This is a genomic window from Enterococcus dongliensis (assembly GCF_031927985.1).
Lineage (GTDB): Bacteria > Bacillota > Bacilli > Lactobacillales > Enterococcaceae > Enterococcus_A > Enterococcus_A dongliensis.
Genome location: NZ_JARPZC010000020.1, coordinates 1 through 22776 on the forward strand (window position 1 = coordinate 1; position 22776 = coordinate 22776).

The window sequence follows — 22776 nt, forward strand, 5'->3', positions numbered from 1 at the left end:
TACTCATTTAAGTATTCCTCCTCTAAGTCCTCCGTTAGTTGATTATTTTAAAATTAGTTCAATTATGATTTCTTCCCCTAATCTTTCTGGACTGTCTTCGTCATACATTTCCAAGTAATCTGAATTACCTAAAATGTGAGCCTCTACTATGCTTTTATTAAAGTAATTTGTTGGTAAACATCCAGCACTATAAGTGACGTTTTTTCCTTGTTCATTTTTCACTCTTACCTGATGTTCATCTCCGATAATTAGTAATAAATCTTCTACCGTCATTAAATCTCCTTCTTTCTTTTCCTCCGTGATAGCCCCAGCTAACGTACCTTCTGCTTCATCAACTTTTTAGTAAACGGATTTCTTTCGTACAGCTCGCCAGACTCAATGTTCACCAAAATCACAATGCCATTGACCTCTGCCGAAAAGTGCACACTATCCCACTGCCGATAATTTCTAAGCCGCTGATAGCCGTATGAGGCAGCTATTTCACGAATTTTTTTCTTTGGCATCAACCAATCCGCCTCCATTTTCTAACAGGTCCCTTGCGACCATTTGCCTGACACGCTAGCAGGTCAAACTTGACGCCTGCCCGACTTCTAGTCCGTTTGTGCTTAACATCCACAGTGTCACGATGAACGACATGCGTGTCGCCTTTGCGGTCTTCTACAATGATGATATTTTTGTACGGCTGATCCGTATACTCTACTTCTTTCCCTTCGACGTATTCGCCGAAAATATTAATTGTTTTCATTTTCTTCACCTGCAATATTTTTATTTCTTGTTTACAATCCGCAAAGCGTCCTCCACAGATCGTGCAACACCATATAAAACTGGCTGGTTTTTTAAAAATTCACCGAATCGTAATTGGTCAGGTCGTAATTTTCCTTTTTCGTTTTTGACTTCGATCAGAAAAAACTTACCTTCTTTTGTCCAACCGAACAGATCCGGCCAGCCTTTTGGTAACCCTGTATCAAACCATCGACCATCAATAGTTTTTACTTTGCCAACATTTCCTCGATAAATGAAATGCCCGTATTTTGGCAATTCTCTTCTGATTGCGTTTTGAATATCAATTTCTGCTGTCATGCATACCTCCAAAAATTTATGGACAGTTACTCCAAAATGTGGACAGTTTGAAAATCCGCTATCCCTTGTGGCTCTAAGCGTTCCACCAAATTATGGACAGTTGGACAGTTTTTTCGAGTCGCTTCTGTATTTTATATATATTCTTATTTTTTAAATATTTACTCTTACTATATATAAACTGTCCAACTGTCCAACAACTGTCTAGAAATGCTTTTGTATCAACCTTAATTCGAGTTGGACAGTTTAACAAAAACTGTCCAAAACTGTCCAAACTGTCCACGTTTTATAGCCCAGGTACACTTGATGAAAATTCCTTGTACGCTTTTTTTAAACCGATTCCTAAATATCTAACTTTGCCTTTTTTCTCTTTAGTAAATTTGTCAGATATCTTTTTGCCGAACTGAGTCTGCGTAAAGTCATGTTCATTCATTTCTTTTGCCCACTTATCATAGGCCTTGAACAATTCCGTTGCCCCGATTGAATAACCAGGTCCTGTTTCGCAACATTGTTCAATGAAGCTTCCAATAACGTCCATCTCTTGTCGATATTCCATCGTAGCTTTTTGGATATCCGCCGGAGGATTCAGCCCCTCTCTCTGCCACGCTAGGCAGCCCTCGACAGCCCAATTCATAATGCCGGGTAACTCACGCATCAATTTTTCTTTTAGAGTCTTATCGACTTTATCGAGTGGAATTTGAACAGTGAATGGTATCAATGGCAATCGTCGCCAAATGCCATCATCATTCCCTCGAATAATCGGTTTATGATTCGTGGCCAACCAAATTTTATACTTAGGTTTATAATCGAACATGTGCCCGCCTTTAAAACTTGCAGAAACTTTATCACCACCAGTTAGCTGTTTAATCAGTCCTTCGTCTAAACGAACACCTTCGTTTGGCTCGCTACTGGTTACTAGACGTGCACCATCTAGCCGCGCAATATCTTCATTGTGTCCGCTACTGCCGCCCTGTTTTACCATTAAACTCGACGCTTGCATTCCCATTGCGTAGCTTCCCATAATTTCTGCGATAATATCCAAAAAGACAGATTTACCATTTCGACCATTTCCAAATAGAATAAACATCACTTGCTCTTTAACTGATGCAGTCATTGAATAGCCGACTGCTTTTTGAATGTAGCGGATTAACTCTGTATTCCCATCAAAAATTTGATTCAAAAATAATTCCCAACGAGAACACTCATCTTTGTCGGTGTACTCAGCGTTAGAAATCCGAGTAAACATTTTAGAAATATCATGGTCATTTAAAATGCCATTTGATAAATCAAGATATCCGTTTTGGGTGTTAAAAAGCATATCGTCACTATCGAATTCTTCTGGAAGAACTGCTACATTGTGTTTTAACTCCCTCGTCATTGCCTCTTTACCAGCGTTATTTCGCGAACGTTTAACATGTTTAGCCTTCGCTTCCATGTACGCTTTTTTCTCATCTTCTGTAGCATCTTTAGGAACAGAAACTGGTTCATTTTTAAGAACGTCAATCGATTGATCTACCCATTTACGGATCGCCCCGATATTGTCTTGTTCCCAATTCTTCCCGTTGTAGAAGTACCAACACTTATTGACATAGCTGTATTTGGTTAACGTTCCAAACAAATCAAGATATCGTTCAGAATTCCCAGTATCGTCATAAGAATAAAATCTTGAAGGCTTTTCTTTTTCTTCTGTAGTAATGCCTGGTATCGATAAAAAGTAATCATCTGCTGTTTTTTTACCAGTGTAGTGGTTCGTATTTTCTGAGATTGCTTTATTTAATATCCCGATTCCATACGTCGTTTTTCCGCGTTTCTGATCATACTTTTCTCGCATCATTGCAGACATTCGGAATATTTCGTCCATCTTTTGAAAGTCACCAGCGGTCCAGAAGGCTAAATCGTTGGCAAAAGCTAAATCTGCCTCTGATTGGCTAGAATAGACTTTTTCCCAACCGCCATCCATAAACATTTTGAATCGACGTCCTGTAGATGAATTAAGTGCAGTTTGAACAATTTCATCTACAGACAAATCATTCCCGTCATCCCAATTTGGTTTTGAAAAATCGTGAGTAATCACGTTATCATTCTCTAAATAACGCTTATAAAGAAAGTCCATTTGAGTTTTTGGAATTTCATTCACTTCGTTGTTATTACCAAAAAAGTTTCCAGTGATAGCGAAAAATCGACCATCTGTGTACATTTCTACATTCTTTTTTCTTCTACGCTCTCCAGGGATTTTAGCCTTTCCGATAATATGGATCCCCTTACCTGACATTGATATTTCCGAATAGGTTTTAGTTGAATTCATAAACACATAAACTAAGTTGTTTTCGATATCACCTTGTAGATACCGTTCTAAATCGTCAGGAATATCATCTAAATCAATCCCAATGTATGGCGGTTTGAAATAGAATGCCAATCCATCTGCTTTAAATTTATTGATAGCATCAAGGGCGGTCTGAAAATCAGACCATGTACTCTCGTTTGTACTGCTACCGAGTTTTCCGTTAAAAGGATTGTGCGGTTTTTTCTTCCATTTCTGTCTATCCTCATCCCACTCACGCTTATAAATCCCCCACTGATTTAATTCACGGAGTTCTGAGGGAATGCGTTCGTAATTACTCATTAGAATGGCAGATCATCGTCTGTGATATTAAATGACGAACTGTTGTCGCGCCCAAAATCTGTTTGTGAGGATTCCTTTTTCTTCCATTGGTGTTGCAGATCTGGATATTCGCTAGGGCCAAATTTCTTAATATTCGTATTGTCGTACGTTTTCCCGTTATATTCAGATTGTTCATTTTTCACACGCACTTTAGCTGTCCGAAGAGCAAAATCTTCTAAAAATTTATCAAATGAATCATAATTTTTTCCATCAGGTAAACCAAAGTTTTTCGCTAGAGCCATTACAGCCCCTCGATTGTATTTACCAGTTTCTTTCGCTTTCCATACTTTATGGAAAAGGTGGCTATTCTTATACTTTTGATCAATATCATTACGGATTACCATATCAAAATTAATATTTTCCGCTCCGCTTTTCGTTGCTTCTTCAGTGACATTAAAAATCACTACTTCATAATCTCCATCTGCTACGTTCCCAAATTCTTGTGCTTCGTTGTAATCTACTTTAAATCCCATTTTTTATACCTCTTTCTTAGTAAAATGTGTTTTTCGCCCATTCGGGCATTTCTGGTTTTTCTAAAGATTTTTTATAAGCCCAGTCGTAGGCCTTTAAAACTTTTTCCATCGATACGTTGCAGAGCATTGAAAACTCTTCAAGCGTATCTAATGCGTATTCCTTTTTACGATAGGCAGTTAAGGACCCAAACATTTTAAATAATGGATTTCCTTTGCCAGCCATTTTAACTTTTGCCTTAGCAATCGCATAGTTAAATTCTAACGACTGTTTAGTCGAAAACTTCTTTTTGGATAATCTAGCAATCTTTGCTTTTTCTGCATCCAGCTCAATCATTTCAACCGTTTCATCAAAAGTTACTGATGATTCTTTTTCTTTCATCTCGATTTCTTGTAAGCAAAATGGACAATGGGGCTTGTCACCAATTTTTAAAAGACTCTTTAAAAGAAATTGTTGTCCACATGTAGGGCAAATCATTTTCGGCGGTCCGCTGCTACTTGACGACTTTTTCTTTCGGCCTTCAATGGACCATTCAAACTCATCGGCCGGTAATCCTAAATTAGCTCCGTTACCCACATGGTCCAAAATGATAGATGTTTTATCAGGACGATACCTCATACCACGCATAGACTGCTGTAGATGAAGAACGATTGATTGCGTTGGTCGGCATAGAATGATCACTCCTACATCAGGTACATTGAACCCCTCTGAAATCAAATCAACATTGGATAAAATCGTGATTTTCTTTGCTTTAAAATCAGCCGTGATTTGATCACGTTCTTTCGTAGGAGTCTTTCCGTCAGCGTGTACCGCATAAATACCTTCTTGATTGAACCATCTAACGATGAGTTTGCTCACTTCAATCGTTGGGGCATAAACAATCGCTTGTTTCCCATTAGCGTATTTTTTGTAGTTTCCGATGATATCGCCTTGAATCGTTGCGTCAGACTCAAAGAGCTTTGCGGATGATTCCGCCTCTCTCGTCATATTTTTAAAATCGACTTTCGCTCGATCAATCAGCGGTATAGAAAACCATCGATAAGGCGCTAAATTGTGATGATCAATCAACCACTGAATAGTTGGGCCTTCGACCATTTCATCATAGATGTCTTTAAACCCTTCGCCGTTCAATCGATATGGTGTGGCTGTAAAACCTAACCGTGGCACGTCTTTAAAATGTCCGTAAATATCCATATACGTTTTGGCTTTTCCGTGGTGTCCCTCATCAGTGACAATCAAAGAGAGCGGTGGGAGAGTAGATAAACGGTTCTTTGCCATCACTGCTGACAACACAATCACTTTCGATAAGTCCACATCGTTATCGTTAAGTGTTTCAACGATGTTATCGAGTAGTTCCCTTCTGTGTGCCAGAAACAGCACCTTACCACCTTTTTTTGTCGCAAGACGGACAATTTCAGCGATTACTACTGATTTTCCACTGCCAGGCGGAGATTGAATAAGTACACCCTTAATCCCCGTCGCTAGATGATTTCTCGCTTCTGCCACTAGCTGGTTTTGATACGGTCTCAGTTGAAACATCTGATTCACCACCAATCAGAAATAATTCTTCTGCCGGCGTTGCTTTTCGTTGATCCAATCTATTTTTTGCATACACCGCATCATTACCTTCTAAGATAATCCCTCGATTTCCAGTATCTGGATTGATAATCATTCGTCCAACGATATCTGTTAGACCCATTAAATTATCACGGACGCTATCTCTGATTTGCGGCGCGTATTGATTGAATGTTTGACCACGCTCTGTAGTAATCTCTCGCTGGTTTTCCCACGCTGTTACTAAAATATTGATATTCTTTAAGAGGTAGATTGTTGTCATGATGCGAGCAAAATAGTTCGTCCATTGTGAGTAGTCCTGAATCTCATTAGAAATTCCATTTTTAGATGTTCGTCCCCGTTCTACAAACCAGTCTTTTTCAAAACTCGAAATATTATCAATCACGAGATTGTCATAGTTTTTTACTAATTGCGGTGCTTCTTTGATAAATTCAGTAATAAACTCATGTGGGTGAACTCTGTCAAATTCAATAATTTCTACATTAGGCAAACCTGCCAAAACTTTTGTTGAGTCATCCATATCTAAAATTAAAGTTTTGCCTTTTAAATGGTTAACTAATGAAGTCTTACCCGTTCCAGGCTTTGCATAAATCATAATGCGCCAGTCTTTGTCTTTGCGAAGGTCGGTTGCTTTTTTTATATTCATTTATCTAATCCTCAAACTTTCAGTTTGCACTAACTCAGCGCCTGGAATCTCACCGTGTTTCAATTCTTCTTTAAGTTGTTTTTTGTCCAGCTTTGGTTCTTGTTCTATAAAAAAGCTTTTAGGAATCATACTTTCATCCGTCACGTTTACAGAAGGCTGGTTATTCTGAATCCATATACTCAGTAGTGGGGTCTTGGCTTTGTTAACACCAGTTAATTTCATAGAATCATATGCATAACATTGCAAACTATCAATTGACTTTTCTATGCTCTGCTTTTTCTCTGCTAGTTCTTTCATTGCATCTTGAATCGCTTTAATATCTGCTTTCTTTTCTTTTATGATGAAACCGATATTGATCACTTTGTTTTCGATCTCATCGCTGATTGAATCCAGAGTGTCCCTTAACGTTTCTGAATCTAAATCTTCCATTTCAGCAACCTTGCGGTAATTATTCGTTAATTCGTAAAGTTTCAATAACATCTTCTCCTCTCTTCGGCTGTAATCCGAAATAATCGGCATAACCGTTGTTAATAATCCACGTTAGCAATGCTTCTTTAATTATTTCTGAATACTCGCTAGGCAACATCACTTCTCGCAGTTCTTCGTTTGCTTCGCCTGCTGTTAATTCGTCCACGTACTCTTTTGAGTAGCGTTCCAAATTTTTTTCTAGCACAATGCCTTCAAAATTTAAGTAAACAGTGTCGTTTTTATAAACATCATCACCGTAAACGTCTTTTAAAATTGGTTCGTCATAATCAGGTTCTTGCGGCACACCTAGTGAATCTCTAATGGTCATGTGGTATAATTCCTCCTATAAGGTATTTGTTTGACTAGCTTAGTTTGGTAGACGGGGCTAGTCTTTTTTTGTGAATAAATTCGTTGGTTTTCCAAACGGTTGATTTATTAGATTTAGCTTCCCGTTCCCAGTTCTAGCAAACAAACTCTTCATAAATGTTTGAATCACAATCAGTTGTTCTTCTGACAATGCAACCGGATAGTATTGATCATCTCTGATATACATGACAGCAAATGTTTCGTTAAAATCTTCCACACCTTCACCCCCTTAAAATCAAATTAGTCACCAGCGAAGCTACAATACTCAAAACAACGATTAATATTTTTTCTTTTCTACTCATCTAGTCAGCCTCCTCGGTTGGCTTTTTTTGTTCCCATCCGATCGCTAGTAAAAAGATACCGATATATCCGTAAGCAAAAATTATGTTGTAGCTTGAAATGACCGGCACGGCTAACATGCACATGATTGTTGTTGCTAGATTAATTTGTTTCATTGTCAACTTCCTTTCTGTTGTATAATTTTCTTATCAGCAAGTGGTCTGCTGAAATAACTGACAAGGTGGTGAAAAATATGGATGATGAAAAATATTTTGTTGGAGAACTTATCAATTTAGAATCCGACTTAGCCGAAAAAACTAAATTTTTGTTTGAAGATCTTATGGATAACTCCGACAAAAGAATACAATTGGGTGAATTCCGCCTTGCTGAAGTAAACTCTTTAAAAGACAAATTAGATTTGTTTTTAAAAATCAAGCCGGAACAGCAACATACAGAATTGCTCTCTTTGATTTCATTTTGGGAACGGACATTCCATGAAATGAAAAACGTTTTTGAAGAAAATGACAGTAATACCAGTTGGATGTCTAGTGAATACAATAATTATCAAGCGCAACATGTAATTGTTGATGAGATGATCCGAACGTATTACAAATCTTTGAAAGATGAATAAGCATCTGGTCACTATTTATTTAGTGGCCTTTTTCAATGCAATGCTCTCAATTTTTTTGATGGATTCTTCAATAATCAAACATCCGATAGGACCAGTTAGATTATATTTAAGTTGTCGAATAGCTTGTATCGCTTCTTCGTAAGAATCAAATATCGCGAGCGTTTCGTTAATTAATTCATCAATTAATTTCTCTACGTCATTTCTACATGTTGAAAAATCATCTATAATTTTTTTGTTCATTTTATTTTCCCCTCTAATCCAAAAGGATCACTTTGTAATTTTTCAATTGCTTTTTGCATATCATTAACGTTTATAATAAGAGTTTCTTTTAACTCTTTACTCGCCTTAGTATCTTCTGCCAAAGTGCTAAGGCTATTTGCTATGCTTTCTAAAGCTTCCACTCCTCTAATGACAATATTTACTGGTATATTATTCATGCTGTCACCTCCTCTATTTAAATTTATTTTTGTCCTTCCAATCCAAAAATTGATCAAACAGATTGATGTTTATCAGCACAATTTTGTATGTCGGTGCTCGATAACCTTTTTTGTAATCAGGATGTACTTTGAATTCTGCTAACAATCTTTGGAATGTAGACTCATGTCCTTCGAATCCGAAATATTTTATCGCTTCATCCTTTGGCATTGATAATTGAGGCAATTTGATGGTTTCTGCCAAGGCTATTTTTTCAGTCATTATTTATCCTCCTTTGCGTTATTTAATTAACTAAATTAGTTTTCTGCCAAATCAACATTATTTAAGCTTTTAGTTATCCACAAAGTGAATCCGTTATTTTATTTTTTCTCATCAATTTCTTATTTTTCTATTGCAGCCTGTGGATAAGTTTCTTTTACGCACGAATCGATTCTCTATTTGTTTCTTTTATGCACGTTTTCTTGTAAAAAAAAATCTCCTCTTCGTGTTTTAGGAATCTTCAAAAACTCCATTACTAACGCTAATTCTCGTACATCGAATGCCATAATACCATCTTCTTTTCTAGAATAAGAACTCGGAGCAATGTTTAAATATTCAGCTACATCAGCTTTTGTCTTGCCTTCGTTTTTTCTTGCTTCTTTTAAAGCATTATAGTCAAATAACACGTTCTGTTAACCTCCTCTCTGTTACATAAAGAATAATAACAGTAAACGTGCGCAGACGCAACATAAAATAATAAATAATTTTGCTTGTTGCGTTGTGCGCACGTTTGTTATACTAGGATCGTTGATACGAACATGTTTTCGAGAGGTGATAAAAATTGAGAAAAAACAGTGAAATAGCTGACTTAATCGAGAAATACAGAAAAACGAGAAAAATATCTCAAGAAGAACTTGGAAAAAAATTAGGCGTTAATCGCTCTACTATATCCAGATATGCCTCGCACGAGATTCCTTTCCCAGAAAACAAGATTTTAACAGCCGCTAAAGCATTAGACCTTGATTACTCTTTTTTAATAGGAGAAGAGCTCATGTCGATGACTGGTAAAACAATGGTTCGTCCTCTTGTTGGAAAAATAGTAGCAGGACGACCTCTTGAAAGCTACGAGATACCAGAGGATGTAGAAATCCCGTTGAATATAGGTTTGAAACATCCAAATTCGAAATTATTAGAAATTACAGGCAATTCTATGAACAAACTATTCCCAGACGGACAATATATTCTCATAGACCCTGATGAGCAGGTTTGTAATGGTGATGTAGCAGCTGTTAGGCTCAACGGAACAGAATATACTGTTAAGCGCTTCTACAGACTTAAGACGGGAGTTGTTTTAGAACCCGATTCATATGATGAAAAAGAGCATTCGATCATGATTACCAATCCTTATGAACTTGAGGAAGTTTATATAGAAGGTAAAGTTGTATGGGACATGGCGAATCCTAGTAAAAGAAAATACTAAAAAAGCCCGTGCTGCGAACACGGACTAAGGACCTCGTTTCTGAGATCGACAACTATATTATATCAGAAAAGGGGCTATAAAAAATGGGATTTTGGGATTCTGTAAAATCAGGCGCAAAGGACATCGCCAGACAATCATCATTAGAAAATATGGTTCAAAATAATAAAGAACTGTCTTCAGATGAACTTGAAGAATTTGTTGGTTTTACCAAAATGACTCCAGACGAAGCTATTGCAAAGAAACCGGCTCGTTATTTCAAGTCTACTAATAGATACGGCGAAGTTGAAATTGATTCTGTTAAAAAATTATTTCGAGTTAAACTCAATGTCTATACATTCGATGAATTAAATAGCTATGAGCTTTTGGAAAACGGCAGCTCTGTTATGAGTGGTGGATTAGGAATTGGACGGGCTGTTGTCGGTGGCGTCCTTGCTGGCGGCGTCGGTGCTGTTTTAGGAGGAGTTACAAAGAAAAAGAAACAAAGAAATCATGTTGATTCTTTGAAAATCATGGTTACCTTTAAGAACAGAACTCCTCAGTCAGTAACTTTAGACTACATCAAGAAGAAACAAGAAAAAGACAAAAAATACGAAAAAGTGTTAATGAAGGCAAAAGAAACTATGGCTGGCTTTGATTATATTGTTTCTAAATTAGAAGTAGATAGGCATGATGAATTAGTCAGTTCTACAAGTGTGCAAAAAGAACAACCTACTACTTCAGCAGATGAGATTCGTAAATTTAAAGAGTTGCTTGACGAAGGAATTATTTCGCAAGAGGAATTCGATGCTAAGAAAAAAGAATTACTAAACCTATAAAAAACACATCCCCTCTCCCAGACCAAAGATTGAGTGGATGTGGTCACATAAATTACCTATACAATAGGCTTATTTTACTGTGCCTATTATATCAAAAAATAGGAGTTGAATAAACATGTGGATTGAAGAATTACCGAACGGGAAATATAAATATTCTGAACGATACATTGACCCATACACAGAAAAAAGCAGAAAAGTTTCAATCACACTTAACAGTAAATCTAATCAAGCTAAGAAGCAAGCAACTGTGGAGCTTCAAGAAAAAATTGATAAGAAGATCGAAGAAAAGAATCAAATCAAGATTACACTTGGCGAGCTATTAGATGCGTGGTGGAATCAGCATAAGGTTTCTATTCGTCAGTCATCGCGAGTTAATTATGAAAAGCTTTTAAAATACATACGAAAGAACATTAACACTGAAGCAGTGGTACGTAATACAGATACAAAGTTTTATCAAGATTTCCTAAACGAGTTAACCCAATCTTATGAATATAAGAAGAAGTTTCGAAGTGTGCTAAAAATGGCGCTTGATTATGCAGTCGATATGGAAATGATCAAAATTAATCCTATTAGTAGGACGAAAGTTCCTAAACCAGCTTTAACAAAAGAAACTTATGAAAGAGTGGAAGATAAGTATTTAGAAGAAGAAGAAATCAACAAGCTATTAAACGTCTATTACAGCACGTTTCAGAGCGTCCATCACGGAAGGTTAGCTGAGTTCATGTATTTAACTGGACTGCGTGCAGGCGAAGCTATAAGCCTCACAATTGATGATTACGATCCGAATAGCCAAACTATAAAGGTGATTGGTACGTTAGATTATTCGGAGGGCTATAAAAATGCAAAAAAAGAGATGCCTAAGACCCTAGCATCGTATCGTGAAATTGATCTATCTAATCGAGCGATTGAGATACTCGATGAATTGATTTTGGAGAATAAGTTAAAATTCAAGGGTAAAACTCCTTATCTCTTTATTGGTAAGACTGGCAAGCCGATTCAAATCAACGCATTCAATAACTCACTAAAGACTATGAATGACAAGCTTGGTAAAGATGCTATCAAAAAGAAAATGTCTAGCCATATTTTTAGACATTCTCACATCTCGCTACTTGCTGAATTGAACATACCTGTAAAAGCGATCATGGAACGTGTAGGACACTCCGACATGGAAACAACAATGAAAATCTACACTCATGTAACCAAGAAAACAAAGGCTAGTATTGTTGAAAAACTTAATGCTAAAGGCAAATGAACTTTGCCCCTTTTCTGCCCCTTTTGGTTTTTAGCAAATAAAAAAGCAAGCTCTCAGGCTTGCTGTTACGCGGTTTATAAAAGACACATGCCGGATCCTACTTAGTGCTGCTTCCTTCCAGATCTGACACAATTCATAGGCCCGACATTGTCCTGCCTTTCGGCAAAAATTAGTATAACAAACTCTACTCGTTTTGGCTAGCCTTTTTTTTCTTTGCCCGTAATTCGCGGAAAAAATCCGTCAATAACGCGCCACATTCTGTTTCCAAAATACCGCCTTCAACATACGCTCGGTGATTGAAACGCTCGTCTGTCAACAAATTCATTAATGTTCCTGCCGTCCCGCCTTTTGGATCGTATGCGCCAAAATAAACTTCTGCTACTCGTGATAAGAGCATCCCGCCACTGCACATTGGACAAGGTTCCAACGTAACAAAGAGCTGACAGTCTTCCAAACGCCAATTATTCAACTGTTGACATGCTTCTCGGATAGCAAACATCTCTGCATGACTTGTTGCATCTTGACTATGTTCGCGCAAATTATGCCCTCGCCCAATGATCACACCTTGACAGACTACGATTGCTCCGATAGGAACTTCCGCAATTTTTTCTGCTTTTTTTGCTTCATTGATTGCCTCTTGCATAAAAAATAGTTTTTCTTCTTCCGTTAGCCGACTCTCACGTTCCATTACTTCCCTCACTTGCGAATTATTGATTAGCCTACTTTAGCATACATTTTTCCTAAAAAAAATAGCTTATTGATCACAAAAAAATTGATCTGTTTTAGAAAACATAAAAAAGATGCGCCATCCCTGGCACATCTTTTACATTAAATGATCCACAAAATCCAACAGACGCGCTTTCAAATCTTCGGTCGTGTCTTTGATAGAGTCGCCATAGACAGATACACGTTTTTTGCCGCTTTTGATCTTGTCTAAAATGTTCATGATGTTGTCTAAATCTTCATCTGAAAGTTTATCAACGATTGCTAACAGTGATTCACTACCGTCAAACTTGTCGCTGACAAAACGTTTGACTTTGCAACGATTCGAGACATGACGGGCTTTTTCGATTAGTTTTCCAGAAGCTACTACGGCTGTCGCTGTACTAGCTGCAACTATGACACCTACTCCAATTTTTACTTTGGTCGATCTTTTCATGGTATCAGCTCCTTCTCGTAAATGCGCTAATTTCCTTTAAAAATTAGTCGGACATCCTTTATCTAATGATACCATATTCTGAAATTTATCAATAATAAGAACTATCAAAAACCCGACTTGCTTTGGTAACAACCAGTTTACCAAATAAAAAACCGACGATTCGTCGGTTTTTTAGTCACGGTTTCGATTACCAAATAACAAAATCAAACGCAACAATTGCAAGAATGTCGCCAATGCCGCTGCTACATAGGTCAACGCCGCTGCAAAAAGAACCTTTCGTGCACCTGCTAATTCATCTTCTGATAATAAATTACCTTCACGTAAAATGCTCAACGCACGTCTTGATGCATCAAATTCGACAGGCAGTGTGACAAGTTGGAAAAGCAATGCCAATGAAAAAGCTAAGATTCCGATATTGATCAGCATTTGGTTCCAGCTCATAATGACTCCTAACATGATCAATGGAAAGGATAGCGTCGAACCGATATTTGCAACAGGTACGATCGCTGCTCGCAATCTCAATGGGATGTAATTTTTGGCATCTTGTACGGCATGTCCGCATTCATGGGCTGCTACACCGATGGCTGCTACTGATGTAGATTGTGCTGTTGCTTCTGATAAACTCAACATTTTGTTGCCGCTATTGTAATTATCCGTTAGGTCGCCTGCAATTTTTTGGACCCCGACATCATGGATACCTTGACTGTGCAAAATATATTCAGCCGCCTGCGTTCCTGTAACACCTCTACTGCTGCGAAATTCATCATACTTGCGAAATGTCGAGTTGACATAGGCAGAAGCGAGTCCTGAGATCACTAACCCAGCGATAACTAATAGAAACGTGGGATCTAAAAAATTATAAAATGATCCATACCCATACATAGACATTCTCCTCTAATAAAAAATAATTCAATACTGTTTTGAAGCAAACAGTTTCCTCTCTTTAGTTTAGCATGAAATCCATGAATTTTTTATGAAAACAACTCTAAGAATCTTTCTGACTTATAACTTCTTAACAAATTCAGATTTTAATTTCATTGGACCAAATCCATCAACTTTGCAATCAATATTATGATCACTATCAACTAAACGAATATTTTTGACCTTTGTCCCTTGTTTGATGGCTCCAGAAGCCCCTTTAACTTTTAGATCCTTGATTACCGTTACACTGTCTCCGTCTTGTAATTGGTTGCCATTACTGGCTTTGACGATAAATTCCTCAGTTGCGACCTCAGTTTCTGACCATTCATGACCGCATTCTGGACATACGAACAATCCACGATCTTCATACGTATATTCTGATTGACACATTGGGCAATTTGGCATAATTTTCCTCCAATAAACTTATTTTTCTAAACATTTAGTTTAGCGGAAATCGTTCCATTTGAAAAGCCTGATTAAAAAAGCCAATGACAGAGTCATCGGCTGTAGTATTTAGTGCTGCTTTTGATACTCGGCACAAAGTTTTTGAATTTCTTGATAAATCTCTTGGCACATCACTTGGTCTTTTGCATTTGCACCGCTAGCTAGCGGATGACCGCCACCATGATATCGTTTTGCAACTTCATTGATAACCGGCCCTTTAGAACGAAGCCGCACCCGATAATACCCTTCTGGTTGTTCCACAAAAACAGCCCACGCCAACACAACATCGATCGTACCTGGTAATGGAACAAGCGCCGCTGTATCAGAATCTTTGATTCCATATTTCTTTAAGATTGCTTGATCCAAAACGACAAAACCTGCACCGTGTTCATCAATTTGCAGATTTTGATAAAGATACCCTGAAAGTTTTGCCACATCCAATGAGATTTGATCAAGTGTACGGTTTAGCTTTGAAGCGTCAAAACCATAGTCTAATAATTTCGCAGCAACTTGCAACGTGTGGGCAGTCGTAGCCGGATATAAGAAACGACCCGTATCTCCTACTATACCGCCATACAACAAGCGCGCCGCATTTTTTGTTACGACCAAATTTTCACTAAAGGCTAAATCAGCAATGATCTCACTGCAGCTGCTGGCTTTGGTATTAACCCATAATAAATCACCATACGGATCGTCATTGGGATGATGATCGATTTTGATTAATTTATCGCCTAATGTATAGCGCTCATCACTGATTCGCGGTGAATTGGCCGTATCCGTCACAATGACTAAGGCGCCTTGATAGCACTCATCGGCAATCTCGTCCATTTCAGCTAAAAAAGACAATCCTTCTACCGGACCACCCACTTGATAAATTGTTTTTTCTGGAAATGTTGCTCGTAAGATTTCAGCTAGTCCACATTGTGAACCTAATGCATCAGGATCCGGTCGCATATGGCGATGGATGATAATCCGATCATATTGTTTGATCATTTGTAAAATTTCTTCTGTTATCGACATATAAATTCCTCTTTCTAAGAACGCTCCATTACTTGGCAGACCACGATTGCTTTAGCCACAATCACATTATCAATGTAAACTTCTAAGTCAACTTTCGCTGAGCGTCGACCTAGTTCCAGTGTTTTGGAATGAATCTCAATCTCACTTTCTAATTGAATCAGCCTTAAATAATGCAAGTTCATTTGCTCAATCAATGTATTGCGCCGTTGGTCCATTAAAATACTTCGTTGCGCTACATTCCCAACAATTTCACTCAACACACCAAAAGAAATCGTCCCAACACCATTGACCATTTGGGGAGTAACTTCAAATTTAAAGTACGGATTTTCCAACGGATTGTCGTCTCGATCCGTTTCAATTGTCACGATGTCCCCGATAATCTGATCAGAGATCGTATTAGACATCTGAGGCTGGCGCTGAACCAGCTGCATGGCTTTCATCACATCTTGCCGACTGACCATCCCTACTAAGGAAAGATCGTCTTTAACTACCGGCATCATTTCAAGTCCATCCCAAATCATTTGGTGGCTGACTGAAGCAACACTCATGCTTTGTTTTACAATATTTGGATCACGGGTCATGACTCGGTCGATCATTTGACTTTCAGCTTTGCCTAACACATCTTTTGCCGTCACAACACCTAGTACACGCATACTTTTATTTACAACTGGGAAACGTGAATGTCCCGTCTTTTCCGAAAGACGATGATAGCTCGCGATAGTATCGCCCGCTTGTAAATAAATCGTCTTTTCTAACGGCATATAAATATCACTGACTTGCATGATGTCTTTTTTAATCAACTGGTCACTCAAGGCTCGATTGATCATCGTCGCAACAGTAAACGAATCATAGGTCGTACTTAATACAGGCAATGCTAACTCATCAGCTAACTGCGCGATTTCCGGCGTCGTATCAAATCCACCGGTAATCAAAACTGCCGCACCATCTTGCAAAGCCAATTTCTGTGCACCTTCGCGATTTCCTATAATCAGCAAAGAACCCGGTGTGATGTATCGCCGCATCGCTTCGACAGTCATGGCACCGATAACAAATTTATTTAAATCCTTATCTAATCCGTTCGAACCGCCCAATACTTCGCCTTCAATGATTCGAACAACTTCACCAAAAGTCAGACGTTCAATATTTTTTTTCAGTTTCCGTTCGATTCGGATCGTCCCAACTCGTTGAATCGTTGAAACTAAACCAATATTTTCTGCATCTTTGATCGCACGATAAGCCGTTCCTTCACTGACCCGTAAATTCTTGGCAATACTGCGGACAGAGATCCGTTCTCCGACTGGCAGGTTTTCAATATGTTCTAATATCAGATCGTGTTTTGTCGCCATAATTTCCTCCCGCTATAAAATTTATCTATTATAGTAGTACAGTTTAGCAAAACTAGTATAACAGAGTGCTTCAAAAAAAAGAAGTCAACCGTTACCAACTAAGGAACAATCAACTTCTTTTGTACTAATAAACAGTCTCATCCACTGCTTTTTTTCTAAAACGGCTAAATGAAAGCAGCAACGCAATGATACAAATCACTAATGAGGCGATAAAGGTCACACGCATTCCAAAAATAAAGATATCTGGCCGACTTGCAACGTAAGTAGTTACTCGTTGCCCATATGACGCACTCATTCCGCTATACAAAATCGTCGTAGACAGCGCAATACCGATCACCATGCCTAAATTGCGGGCAAATGAATTCATGCTGCCAGCTACTCCAAGGTTTTCCTTTTCTACGCTGCTCATGACGATTGTATTATTAGGTGATTGGAACAAGGCATTTCCCATCCCCATGATTGCTGTCGCCAACACATAATACCAGATGGGACTTGTTTGATCCATAAAGATATACATCAGCTGAGTAACTGATAACATTGCTAAACCGATCAAAACTAATTTCTGCGGCCCGACCTGATCTGTCAAATAGCCGCTTAACGGTGAACCAATTACCATTAAAAATGGAAAGACCATCATCAACAAGCCCGCATAACTAGCAGTCAATCCTCGGGCATTTTGTAAATAAAATGGCATCACGACATTTACGAAAAAGTTTGCTGAAAAAATCAAGAGTGCCGTGATCAAACTCATAGTGAACATCTTATTTTTTAAAATACTAAACACTAACAATGGATCTGCTTTCTTTTTTTCCACTCGGATAAATGCTGCAAAAAAGACCACTGCAATGATCAATAGACTAATTGGGGCTATCTGAAGATAACCGACTTCTTGTCCGATGAAAACTGAGCCGAAAAAACTCATAATGGTTATAGCAAATGTAACAAAACCAAGCCAATCGATTTTCTTTTTAGACATCGTAATATCATTGGGTAAAAATTTCTCCCCGATTAAAATCGTCAAAATCCCAACTGGCACATTGATCCAGAAAATATAAGACCAAGAAAAATGGGCTAAGATTAACCCCCCGATACCAGGTCCAGCGATTGAACCTAAGGAAACAAATGCTCCGATTGCTCCCAATGCTCTTCCTCGCTCACTCATAGGAAAAACTTCTGTCGTAATACCTGTATTGGTCGCCATCGTCATACTGGCACCGATTCCTTGGATTACACGGCCAAAAAGCAACATCGCTAGCGAGTGGTTGAAGCCGCACAATAAAGAACCTAAAGTGAATATCACCGTCCCGATACGATACACTTTAATCTTTCCAAAACTGTCACCGACTTTTCCAAAAAGTAACAAACAAGCACAAACGACCATCAAATAAATAGATACGACCCATTCAGCTTTGTTCATCGGCACTGCCAGATCATTTGAGATCGTCGGTAGAGCAATATTTACAATACTAGAATCTAAAGTGGACATAAACGTGAACATCGCTACTGATACTAAAATCCACCAACGATTCTTTTGAACCACTGGATCCTCTTGATAAGTTTTCATTAAAAGCCTTCCTTCCGCTAAAAAAATGAACCATAGCTATTTTAAAGGAAACTCTTTAAAAAAAGCAAACCAAAATAAAAAAAACGAGAGATTATTCTCCCGTTTCTTTGTCATATTTTCCAACTTCACGATCTTCAAAAGTCATGAAGTAGCCATTTGTAATTCGTTTCTCATAGACATGGTGACAATTTGGGCACTCAACCGGCATTGCTTCTTTCGGATGCTCTTGAACGTTCAATATCTCTTCAACGTAAAAATGTGTGTCGCAATTTGGACACTTTAATGGTTTTTCCAACATATGACCAGCCCTCTCTACAATTTACTCCACCTCAATCATACTCCTTTTTAACGAAAAAATAGAGTGTTAAGTATCAAAAAAACTTCTTTAACCAAAAAATGGCTAAAGAAGTTACAATTGTGACTATTTACGGCGACCACGACGTTGATTGGCTTCCATTATTACTGGTAAAATCACGGGACGACGCTTAGTTTGTTCAAATAGATGGCGGCTTAATTGATCACGAATGTCTTGTTTCAATTTGCTCCATTCAAAATCATCAGCATGTAAATGTTTTTCTACAATCTCGCTAGTCATCTCTGCACTTTCTTTGATCAAATCACGACTCGCTTTAATATAGACAAATCCGCGTGACGTAATTTGTGGTGCAGACACAATCTTTTTCAATTTACGGTCAATCGTCACAACGACTACAAAGATGCCGTCATCAGAAAGAACTTTGCGGTCACGTAGCACGATATTGCCGATGTCGCCAACACCGATACCATCAATCATGATGTTATCTGCCGGTACACTTCCTGCCGCACTCATGTGTTTGTTTTTGTATTCCAACACATCACCGCGACCAGTGATGAAGATATTTTTAAACGGCATTCCCAATTCATTGGCTAAACTAGCATGTGCAGCTAATTGACGATATTCTCCTTGTACAGGAATAAAATAGTCTGGTGACATAAAATTCATCATCAATTGCAGATCACGTGGATTAGCATGACCTGAAACACGTAAATTCTCAGAGATGCTCTTCACGATACCGCCAGCTCGATAAATCATATCCTCTGTTTTTGCTACAGTGGTCTCCATTGCGATTGTTGGTGTAGTCGTGATGTAAACTAAATCGCCATCTTCAATTCTCAAATTGCGATGAGAGCGATTGGCCATTTTTTGCAATGATTTAATAGGTTCGCCCATTCGGCCAGTTTCCAAAACGATCAATTCTTCTGGTTGATAATTTTTCATCTCTTTGATCGTAATCAAAATATCTTCTGGAACTTCTAACTTTTTCAATCGCATAGCTGTTTTAATGATTCGGTCTACATCTTGTCCAGTTAGTACGACTTTGCGTCCTGCCTCTTTTGCTGCATTCAAGATCTGTTGGATTCGTTGTAAATTACTTGCTACTGAAGCTACAATAATCCGTCCGTTCCATTCATTGATTGTATCGTATACTTCACTAGCAATTTCTCGTTCCGCAGCCACTTGGATTGGATTTTCCGCATTAGATGACGAACTCAATAACGCCAAAACTCCTTCTGAACCAATTTCAGCTAGACGACGATAATTGGTAGCATACATTGGAATCGCTGTAGGATCGAATTTGAAATCTCCAGTATAAACAACGCTGCCTTCCTCTGTTTTCAAGCTGATCCCCACAGAATCAGGAATCGTATGAGTCGTGCGGAAGAAACTGATGACTGCTGTACCAAAATCGATCTCTGTATGTTCATCGATTACATGAAAGTCTTTGAAGTTTTTGCTCTCTTCGTTTTGACTGACATTTAATTTTGCCAATTCCACGGTCAGTTCCGTACCAAAGACAGGTACTGCTACTTCAGACACTAAATAAGGCAACGCACCGATTGCATCCGCATGACCATGAGTTAAGAAAACACCTGCCACACGATCTGCATTTTCAATTAAATAGGTAAAATCAGGAATCACAACATCGATTCCCAGTAATTCATTTTCTGGATACTTCAGTCCACAATCGAGGACAAAAATATCATTATCCACTTCAACCACGTACATATTTTTACCATTTTCACGTACGCCGCTGAAAGGAATTATTTTGACTGTACTCAAAATATCCACCTCTCTAGTTTATTTATTTATTATTTCAGCTTACTCAGACCCCGTAATCAGTACGGTCTGTGCTTAGACTCATTAGCTATTATACATGATTTTTTCTGAAAAACCATTGACGGAAAATAAACCGCTCAAATCCCTTAACAAAAATTTACTTTATTTTGACCTCGTATTACGAAAGACTCCTAGCCAGTCTGCTTTTATGACGAATGATCAGACAAAAAACTGCGGCAAATCTGCCGCAGTTTTTTGAGTACTATTCAAATAAATTCATTTCATACATTGTTTCGGCAATTTGTAGTGAGTTCCAAGCGGCACCTTTTAATAGATTGTCTGAAACTACCCATAAATGAATCCCTTTTTCTTCATCAGGATCTTTACGGATTCGACCTACAAATGTTTCTTTTTTACCGACACTGTTTATTGCTTGAGGATAAATTTGTTGACTTGGATCATCTTCTAATACTGCACCAGGGGCGTTAGCAATCAAAGCTTGGATTTCTGCTACAGTCGCTGTTTTTTCTGTTTCGATGTAGACTGATTCAGAATGACCGCTCATCACCGGAATCCGCACACATGTCGCTGAAACTTTAATCGTATCATCTTCCATGATCTTTTTCGTTTCATTAATCATTTTCCATTCTTCATTCGTATAGCCATCCTCCGTGAACACGTCAATTTGAGGCAGGGCATTAAAAGCTAGTGGATAATGTTTTTTGTCTCCGCCAGCTGGCAAAATCGCTGCTTTCCATTCGTCAGACGGTTTTCCTGCTGCGAAATCTCGGGCTTGTTGCGCCAATTCTTCAATGGCCCGATTCCCTGCACCAGATACTGCTTGATAAGTTGAAACAATCACACGTTTCAAACCAAAAGCCTGGCGAATCGGTTCTAACGCTACCATCATTTGGATTGTTGAACAATTTGGATTGGCAATGATTCCGTGATGATTACGTAATGCTTCTGGATTTACTTCAGGTACAACTAACGGCACAGTTGGGTCCATTCGGAAATGGCTCGTATTATCAACAACAACGGCACCCCGTTTGACTGCTTCTGGTGCAAATTTAGCAGAAATTCCTCCACCAGCTGAGAATAAAGCAAGATCAATTCCTTCGAATGAATCAGGTACTAATTCTTCAATCGTTTGGGTCTCGCCTTTAAATGAAAGTTGCTTTCCGGCTGAACGCTTCGAAGCCAAAAACTTCACAGTACCAAGCGGTAAAGAACTGTTTTCTAATAATTTGATCATCTGTGTCCCTACTGCGCCTGTAGCGCCAACAATTGCAACATTCATTTTTCTCATCATAATCACTCTTTCATTTCATATTATTTTAATAGTTTATCATATTTGTTTTGAAACGCAAGCGGTCTTTTTTATTCCGTATAATTTATAGAGAATATACTCCTTCAACTAGATTACCCACTCTGTCTTCCTATTTCCAAATAACTAATATAGCCAATGAAAAACAAAACCTTTGAACAAAATACCGCAAATTAATTTAAAAAAACACATTTTTTGAATAAATCCATTGTAGTTTTCTAATAAAAGCTTTAGAATTAATATGGAAGCGTTATTCATAGGAAAACTGATTCCCACAACAAGTCCGCTTGAGCAAAATTACGAACACGATGAATTCAGCTGCTAAAGCATTTTTTCAAATGATTGATTACTTTTAACGTATGTTTTTATTTTTCTATGACAGAATCTGGCATGAACACTTGTTACTTAAAGGAATCTTTAGTTAATCAGACAAAAAAAGCGCCAAATTCTCAAAGGTGCTGAATAATTGGAGGTAAATATGACGACTACTCAGTTAGGACCATCTTACTATCAGGCAGCTTGCTTCTATGCAAAACGCGGCAATCAAGAACGAGCCAATGCCCTTTGCGACGAAGGCATCCAAACACTTTTAGAAGTAAATGTGACTGATGGCATCGAAGCGTTGTTTTTTGAAAAAGCCATTATCCAAGACGATCCCCAAAAACAATTTGAACTTTTGAAACAAGCCGATTATTACGCGAAACAAAATAAAAATCTTCCCTTAAAAGCATTAATCCGGGAAAAATTGACTAGCAATTAAA

The 22776-nt window shown here is 38.1% G+C and carries 31 protein-coding genes and 1 other RNA gene; 5 read left to right on the plus strand and 27 right to left on the minus strand.

Annotated features, from left to right (window positions below):
• Nucleotides 1-42: 42 nt before the first annotated feature.
• The 12 genes from P7D84_RS12165 to P7D84_RS12220 form a co-directional block, all read right to left on the minus strand.
• Complete coding sequence (locus P7D84_RS12165) at nt 43-273, minus strand: hypothetical protein (RefSeq protein ID WP_311806589.1); 231 nt, start codon at nt 271-273, stop codon at nt 43-45.
• 38 nt (nt 274-311) lie between these two features.
• Entirely contained in the window at nt 312-503 is a 192-nt protein-coding gene (locus P7D84_RS12170) for a hypothetical protein (protein WP_311806590.1), read from the minus strand.
• Nucleotides 503-745, minus strand: coding sequence for a hypothetical protein (locus P7D84_RS12175; protein ID WP_311806591.1), 243 nt, complete (start codon nt 743-745; stop codon nt 503-505). Before P7D84_RS12175 ends, P7D84_RS12170 begins: the two co-directional genes overlap by 1 nt.
• Before the next feature lie 20 nt (nt 746-765).
• Nucleotides 766-1080, minus strand: coding sequence for a VRR-NUC domain-containing protein (locus P7D84_RS12180; protein WP_311806592.1), 315 nt, complete (start codon nt 1078-1080; stop codon nt 766-768).
• 283 nt (nt 1081-1363) lie between these two features.
• A complete protein-coding gene (locus P7D84_RS12185; protein WP_311806593.1) occupies nt 1364-3700 on the minus strand; it encodes a phage/plasmid primase, P4 family in 2337 nt (778 codons plus the stop codon).
• On the minus strand, nt 3700-4212 hold the full coding sequence (locus P7D84_RS12190; RefSeq protein WP_311806594.1) for a DUF669 domain-containing protein: 513 nt from the start codon (nt 4210-4212) through the stop codon (nt 3700-3702). Before P7D84_RS12190 ends, P7D84_RS12185 begins: the two co-directional genes overlap by 1 nt.
• A gap of 16 nt (nt 4213-4228) precedes the next feature.
• Nucleotides 4229-5749 (minus strand): DEAD/DEAH box helicase, encoded by a 1521-nt coding sequence (locus tag P7D84_RS12195; RefSeq protein ID WP_311806595.1) that lies wholly within the window; start codon nt 5747-5749, stop codon nt 4229-4231.
• Nucleotides 5679-6431, minus strand: a complete 753-nt coding sequence (locus P7D84_RS12200; RefSeq protein ID WP_311806596.1) for an AAA family ATPase — start codon at nt 6429-6431, stop codon at nt 5679-5681. The genes P7D84_RS12195 and P7D84_RS12200 overlap by 71 nt, the downstream gene beginning before the upstream one ends.
• Entirely contained in the window at nt 6432-6905 is a 474-nt protein-coding gene (locus tag P7D84_RS12205) for a siphovirus Gp157 family protein (protein ID WP_376716927.1), read from the minus strand.
• The gene (locus tag P7D84_RS12210; RefSeq protein WP_311806598.1) at nt 6880-7227 is read right to left on the minus strand and encodes a YqaI family protein; all 348 of its coding nucleotides are present in this window, start codon (nt 7225-7227) and stop codon (nt 6880-6882) included. Before P7D84_RS12210 ends, P7D84_RS12205 begins: the two co-directional genes overlap by 26 nt.
• Before the next feature lie 57 nt (nt 7228-7284).
• Nucleotides 7285-7482 carry a hypothetical protein gene (locus P7D84_RS12215; RefSeq protein WP_311806599.1) on the minus strand — a complete coding sequence of 66 codons (198 nt, stop codon included), beginning with the start codon at nt 7480-7482 and terminating at the stop codon, nt 7285-7287.
• An 85-nt stretch (nt 7483-7567) separates the two neighbouring features.
• The gene (locus P7D84_RS12220) at nt 7568-7720 is read right to left on the minus strand and encodes a hypothetical protein (protein WP_311806600.1); all 153 of its coding nucleotides are present in this window, start codon (nt 7718-7720) and stop codon (nt 7568-7570) included.
• Between the two features lie 77 nt (nt 7721-7797).
• On the opposite strand from P7D84_RS12220, the gene P7D84_RS12225 reads away from it, so the two are divergent.
• Nucleotides 7798-8175, plus strand: a complete 378-nt coding sequence (locus P7D84_RS12225; protein ID WP_090402275.1) for a hypothetical protein — start codon at nt 7798-7800, stop codon at nt 8173-8175.
• A 15-nt stretch (nt 8176-8190) separates the two neighbouring features.
• Here the strand turns inward: P7D84_RS12225 and P7D84_RS12230 are convergent, their stop codons facing one another.
• The 4 genes from P7D84_RS12230 to P7D84_RS12245 form a co-directional block, all read right to left on the minus strand.
• Nucleotides 8191-8415 (minus strand): hypothetical protein, encoded by a 225-nt coding sequence (locus tag P7D84_RS12230; RefSeq protein ID WP_311806601.1) that lies wholly within the window; start codon nt 8413-8415, stop codon nt 8191-8193.
• Nucleotides 8412-8612: a hypothetical protein gene (locus P7D84_RS12235; protein WP_311806602.1), complete on the minus strand. Its 201-nt coding sequence runs from the start codon at nt 8610-8612 to the stop codon at nt 8412-8414. The genes P7D84_RS12230 and P7D84_RS12235 overlap by 4 nt, the downstream gene beginning before the upstream one ends.
• Before the next feature lie 13 nt (nt 8613-8625).
• Nucleotides 8626-8871: a hypothetical protein gene (locus P7D84_RS12240; protein ID WP_311806603.1), complete on the minus strand. Its 246-nt coding sequence runs from the start codon at nt 8869-8871 to the stop codon at nt 8626-8628.
• A 173-nt stretch (nt 8872-9044) separates the two neighbouring features.
• Nucleotides 9045-9275, minus strand: a complete 231-nt coding sequence (locus tag P7D84_RS12245) for a helix-turn-helix domain-containing protein (RefSeq protein ID WP_311806604.1) — start codon at nt 9273-9275, stop codon at nt 9045-9047.
• Nucleotides 9276-9430: 155 nt separating this feature from the next.
• On the opposite strand from P7D84_RS12245, the gene P7D84_RS12250 reads away from it, so the two are divergent.
• The 3 genes from P7D84_RS12250 (at nt 9431) to P7D84_RS12260 (ending at nt 12136) form a co-directional block, all read left to right on the plus strand.
• Complete coding sequence (locus tag P7D84_RS12250; protein WP_142482319.1) at nt 9431-10069, plus strand: LexA family protein; 639 nt, start codon at nt 9431-9433, stop codon at nt 10067-10069.
• 83 nt (nt 10070-10152) lie between these two features.
• Entirely contained in the window at nt 10153-10884 is a 732-nt protein-coding gene (locus P7D84_RS12255; protein WP_311806605.1) for an SHOCT domain-containing protein, read from the plus strand.
• Between the two features lie 115 nt (nt 10885-10999).
• On the plus strand, nt 11000-12136 hold the full coding sequence (locus P7D84_RS12260) for a tyrosine-type recombinase/integrase (protein ID WP_311806606.1): 1137 nt from the start codon (nt 11000-11002) through the stop codon (nt 12134-12136).
• 74 nt (nt 12137-12210) lie between these two features.
• Here the strand turns inward: P7D84_RS12260 and ffs are convergent.
• The 11 genes from ffs to P7D84_RS12315 all read right to left on the minus strand — a co-directional run bounded on the left by ffs (nt 12211) and on the right by P7D84_RS12315 (nt 21997).
• An RNA gene (gene ffs / locus P7D84_RS12265) (signal recognition particle sRNA small type) lies at nt 12211-12293 on the minus strand.
• A gap of 27 nt (nt 12294-12320) precedes the next feature.
• Entirely contained in the window at nt 12321-12824 is a 504-nt protein-coding gene (gene tadA / locus P7D84_RS12270) for a tRNA adenosine(34) deaminase TadA (protein WP_311800655.1), read from the minus strand.
• A 135-nt stretch (nt 12825-12959) separates the two neighbouring features.
• Nucleotides 12960-13295 (minus strand): hypothetical protein, encoded by a 336-nt coding sequence (locus tag P7D84_RS12275; RefSeq protein ID WP_311800656.1) that lies wholly within the window; start codon nt 13293-13295, stop codon nt 12960-12962.
• Nucleotides 13296-13466: 171 nt separating this feature from the next.
• The gene (locus P7D84_RS12280; protein ID WP_311801512.1) at nt 13467-14177 is read right to left on the minus strand and encodes a zinc metallopeptidase; all 711 of its coding nucleotides are present in this window, start codon (nt 14175-14177) and stop codon (nt 13467-13469) included.
• Between the two features lie 120 nt (nt 14178-14297).
• Nucleotides 14298-14621 (minus strand): zinc ribbon domain-containing protein YjdM, encoded by a 324-nt coding sequence (locus P7D84_RS12285; RefSeq protein WP_311806607.1) that lies wholly within the window; start codon nt 14619-14621, stop codon nt 14298-14300.
• A gap of 108 nt (nt 14622-14729) precedes the next feature.
• On the minus strand, nt 14730-15680 hold the full coding sequence (locus tag P7D84_RS12290; RefSeq protein WP_311806608.1) for a DHH family phosphoesterase: 951 nt from the start codon (nt 15678-15680) through the stop codon (nt 14730-14732).
• 14 nt (nt 15681-15694) lie between these two features.
• Complete coding sequence (locus P7D84_RS12295; RefSeq protein WP_311800660.1) at nt 15695-17026, minus strand: DRTGG domain-containing protein; 1332 nt, start codon at nt 17024-17026, stop codon at nt 15695-15697.
• 124 nt (nt 17027-17150) lie between these two features.
• The gene (locus P7D84_RS12300) at nt 17151-18590 is read right to left on the minus strand and encodes an MFS transporter (protein WP_311806609.1); all 1440 of its coding nucleotides are present in this window, start codon (nt 18588-18590) and stop codon (nt 17151-17153) included.
• Nucleotides 18591-18681: 91 nt separating this feature from the next.
• A complete protein-coding gene (locus tag P7D84_RS12305) occupies nt 18682-18888 on the minus strand; it encodes a hypothetical protein (RefSeq protein ID WP_311800662.1) in 207 nt (68 codons plus the stop codon).
• Between the two features lie 123 nt (nt 18889-19011).
• Entirely contained in the window at nt 19012-20691 is a 1680-nt protein-coding gene (locus P7D84_RS12310; protein WP_311800664.1) for a ribonuclease J, read from the minus strand.
• A 259-nt stretch (nt 20692-20950) separates the two neighbouring features.
• Nucleotides 20951-21997: an aspartate-semialdehyde dehydrogenase gene (locus tag P7D84_RS12315; RefSeq protein WP_376716928.1), complete on the minus strand. Its 1047-nt coding sequence runs from the start codon at nt 21995-21997 to the stop codon at nt 20951-20953.
• A gap of 496 nt (nt 21998-22493) precedes the next feature.
• Between P7D84_RS12315 and P7D84_RS12320 the strand changes: the two genes are divergently transcribed.
• Nucleotides 22494-22775, plus strand: coding sequence for a hypothetical protein (locus P7D84_RS12320; RefSeq protein ID WP_311800666.1), 282 nt, complete (start codon nt 22494-22496; stop codon nt 22773-22775).
• Nucleotide 22776 lies beyond the last annotated feature (1 nt).

Excerpts from the sequence above, each read along its gene's own strand:
- P7D84_RS12320 (WP_311800666.1), top strand. The coding sequence starts at position 22,494 with ATGACGACTACTCAGTTAGGACCATCTTACTATCAGGCAGCTTGCTTC.
- P7D84_RS12290 (WP_311806608.1), bottom strand. The coding sequence starts at position 15,680 with ATGTCGATAACAGAAGAAATTTTACAAATGATCAAACAATATGATCGG.
- tadA (WP_311800655.1), bottom strand. The coding sequence starts at position 12,824 with ATGGAACGTGAGAGTCGGCTAACGGAAGAAGAAAAACTATTTTTTATG.
- P7D84_RS12275 (WP_311800656.1), bottom strand. The coding sequence starts at position 13,295 with ATGAAAAGATCGACCAAAGTAAAAATTGGAGTAGGTGTCATAGTTGCA.
- P7D84_RS12175 (WP_311806591.1), bottom strand. The coding sequence starts at position 745 with ATGAAAACAATTAATATTTTCGGCGAATACGTCGAAGGGAAAGAAGTA.
- P7D84_RS12170 (WP_311806590.1), bottom strand. The coding sequence starts at position 503 with ATGCCAAAGAAAAAAATTCGTGAAATAGCTGCCTCATACGGCTATCAG.
- P7D84_RS12300 (WP_311806609.1), bottom strand. The coding sequence starts at position 18,590 with ATGAAAACTTATCAAGAGGATCCAGTGGTTCAAAAGAATCGTTGGTGG.
- P7D84_RS12195 (WP_311806595.1), bottom strand. The coding sequence starts at position 5,749 with ATGTTTCAACTGAGACCGTATCAAAACCAGCTAGTGGCAGAAGCGAGA.
- P7D84_RS12210 (WP_311806598.1), bottom strand. The coding sequence starts at position 7,227 with ATGACCATTAGAGATTCACTAGGTGTGCCGCAAGAACCTGATTATGAC.
- P7D84_RS12280 (WP_311801512.1), bottom strand. The coding sequence starts at position 14,177 with ATGTATGGGTATGGATCATTTTATAATTTTTTAGATCCCACGTTTCTA.
- P7D84_RS12180 (WP_311806592.1), bottom strand. The coding sequence starts at position 1,080 with ATGACAGCAGAAATTGATATTCAAAACGCAATCAGAAGAGAATTGCCA.
- P7D84_RS12185 (WP_311806593.1), bottom strand. The coding sequence starts at position 3,700 with ATGAGTAATTACGAACGCATTCCCTCAGAACTCCGTGAATTAAATCAG.
- P7D84_RS12165 (WP_311806589.1), bottom strand. The coding sequence starts at position 273 with ATGACGGTAGAAGATTTATTACTAATTATCGGAGATGAACATCAGGTA.
- P7D84_RS12260 (WP_311806606.1), top strand. The coding sequence starts at position 11,000 with ATGTGGATTGAAGAATTACCGAACGGGAAATATAAATATTCTGAACGA.
- P7D84_RS12240 (WP_311806603.1), bottom strand. The coding sequence starts at position 8,871 with ATGACTGAAAAAATAGCCTTGGCAGAAACCATCAAATTGCCTCAATTA.
- P7D84_RS12285 (WP_311806607.1), bottom strand. The coding sequence starts at position 14,621 with ATGCCAAATTGCCCAATGTGTCAATCAGAATATACGTATGAAGATCGT.
- P7D84_RS12315 (WP_376716928.1), bottom strand. The coding sequence starts at position 21,997 with ATGAGAAAAATGAATGTTGCAATTGTTGGCGCTACAGGCGCAGTAGGG.
- P7D84_RS12295 (WP_311800660.1), bottom strand. The coding sequence starts at position 17,026 with ATGGCGACAAAACACGATCTGATATTAGAACATATTGAAAACCTGCCA.
- P7D84_RS12255 (WP_311806605.1), top strand. The coding sequence starts at position 10,153 with ATGGGATTTTGGGATTCTGTAAAATCAGGCGCAAAGGACATCGCCAGA.
- P7D84_RS12190 (WP_311806594.1), bottom strand. The coding sequence starts at position 4,212 with ATGGGATTTAAAGTAGATTACAACGAAGCACAAGAATTTGGGAACGTA.
- P7D84_RS12305 (WP_311800662.1), bottom strand. The coding sequence starts at position 18,888 with ATGTTGGAAAAACCATTAAAGTGTCCAAATTGCGACACACATTTTTAC.
- P7D84_RS12200 (WP_311806596.1), bottom strand. The coding sequence starts at position 6,431 with ATGAATATAAAAAAAGCAACCGACCTTCGCAAAGACAAAGACTGGCGC.
- P7D84_RS12235 (WP_311806602.1), bottom strand. The coding sequence starts at position 8,612 with ATGAATAATATACCAGTAAATATTGTCATTAGAGGAGTGGAAGCTTTA.
- P7D84_RS12225 (WP_090402275.1), top strand. The coding sequence starts at position 7,798 with ATGGATGATGAAAAATATTTTGTTGGAGAACTTATCAATTTAGAATCC.
- P7D84_RS12220 (WP_311806600.1), bottom strand. The coding sequence starts at position 7,720 with ATGAAACAAATTAATCTAGCAACAACAATCATGTGCATGTTAGCCGTG.
- P7D84_RS12230 (WP_311806601.1), bottom strand. The coding sequence starts at position 8,415 with ATGAACAAAAAAATTATAGATGATTTTTCAACATGTAGAAATGACGTA.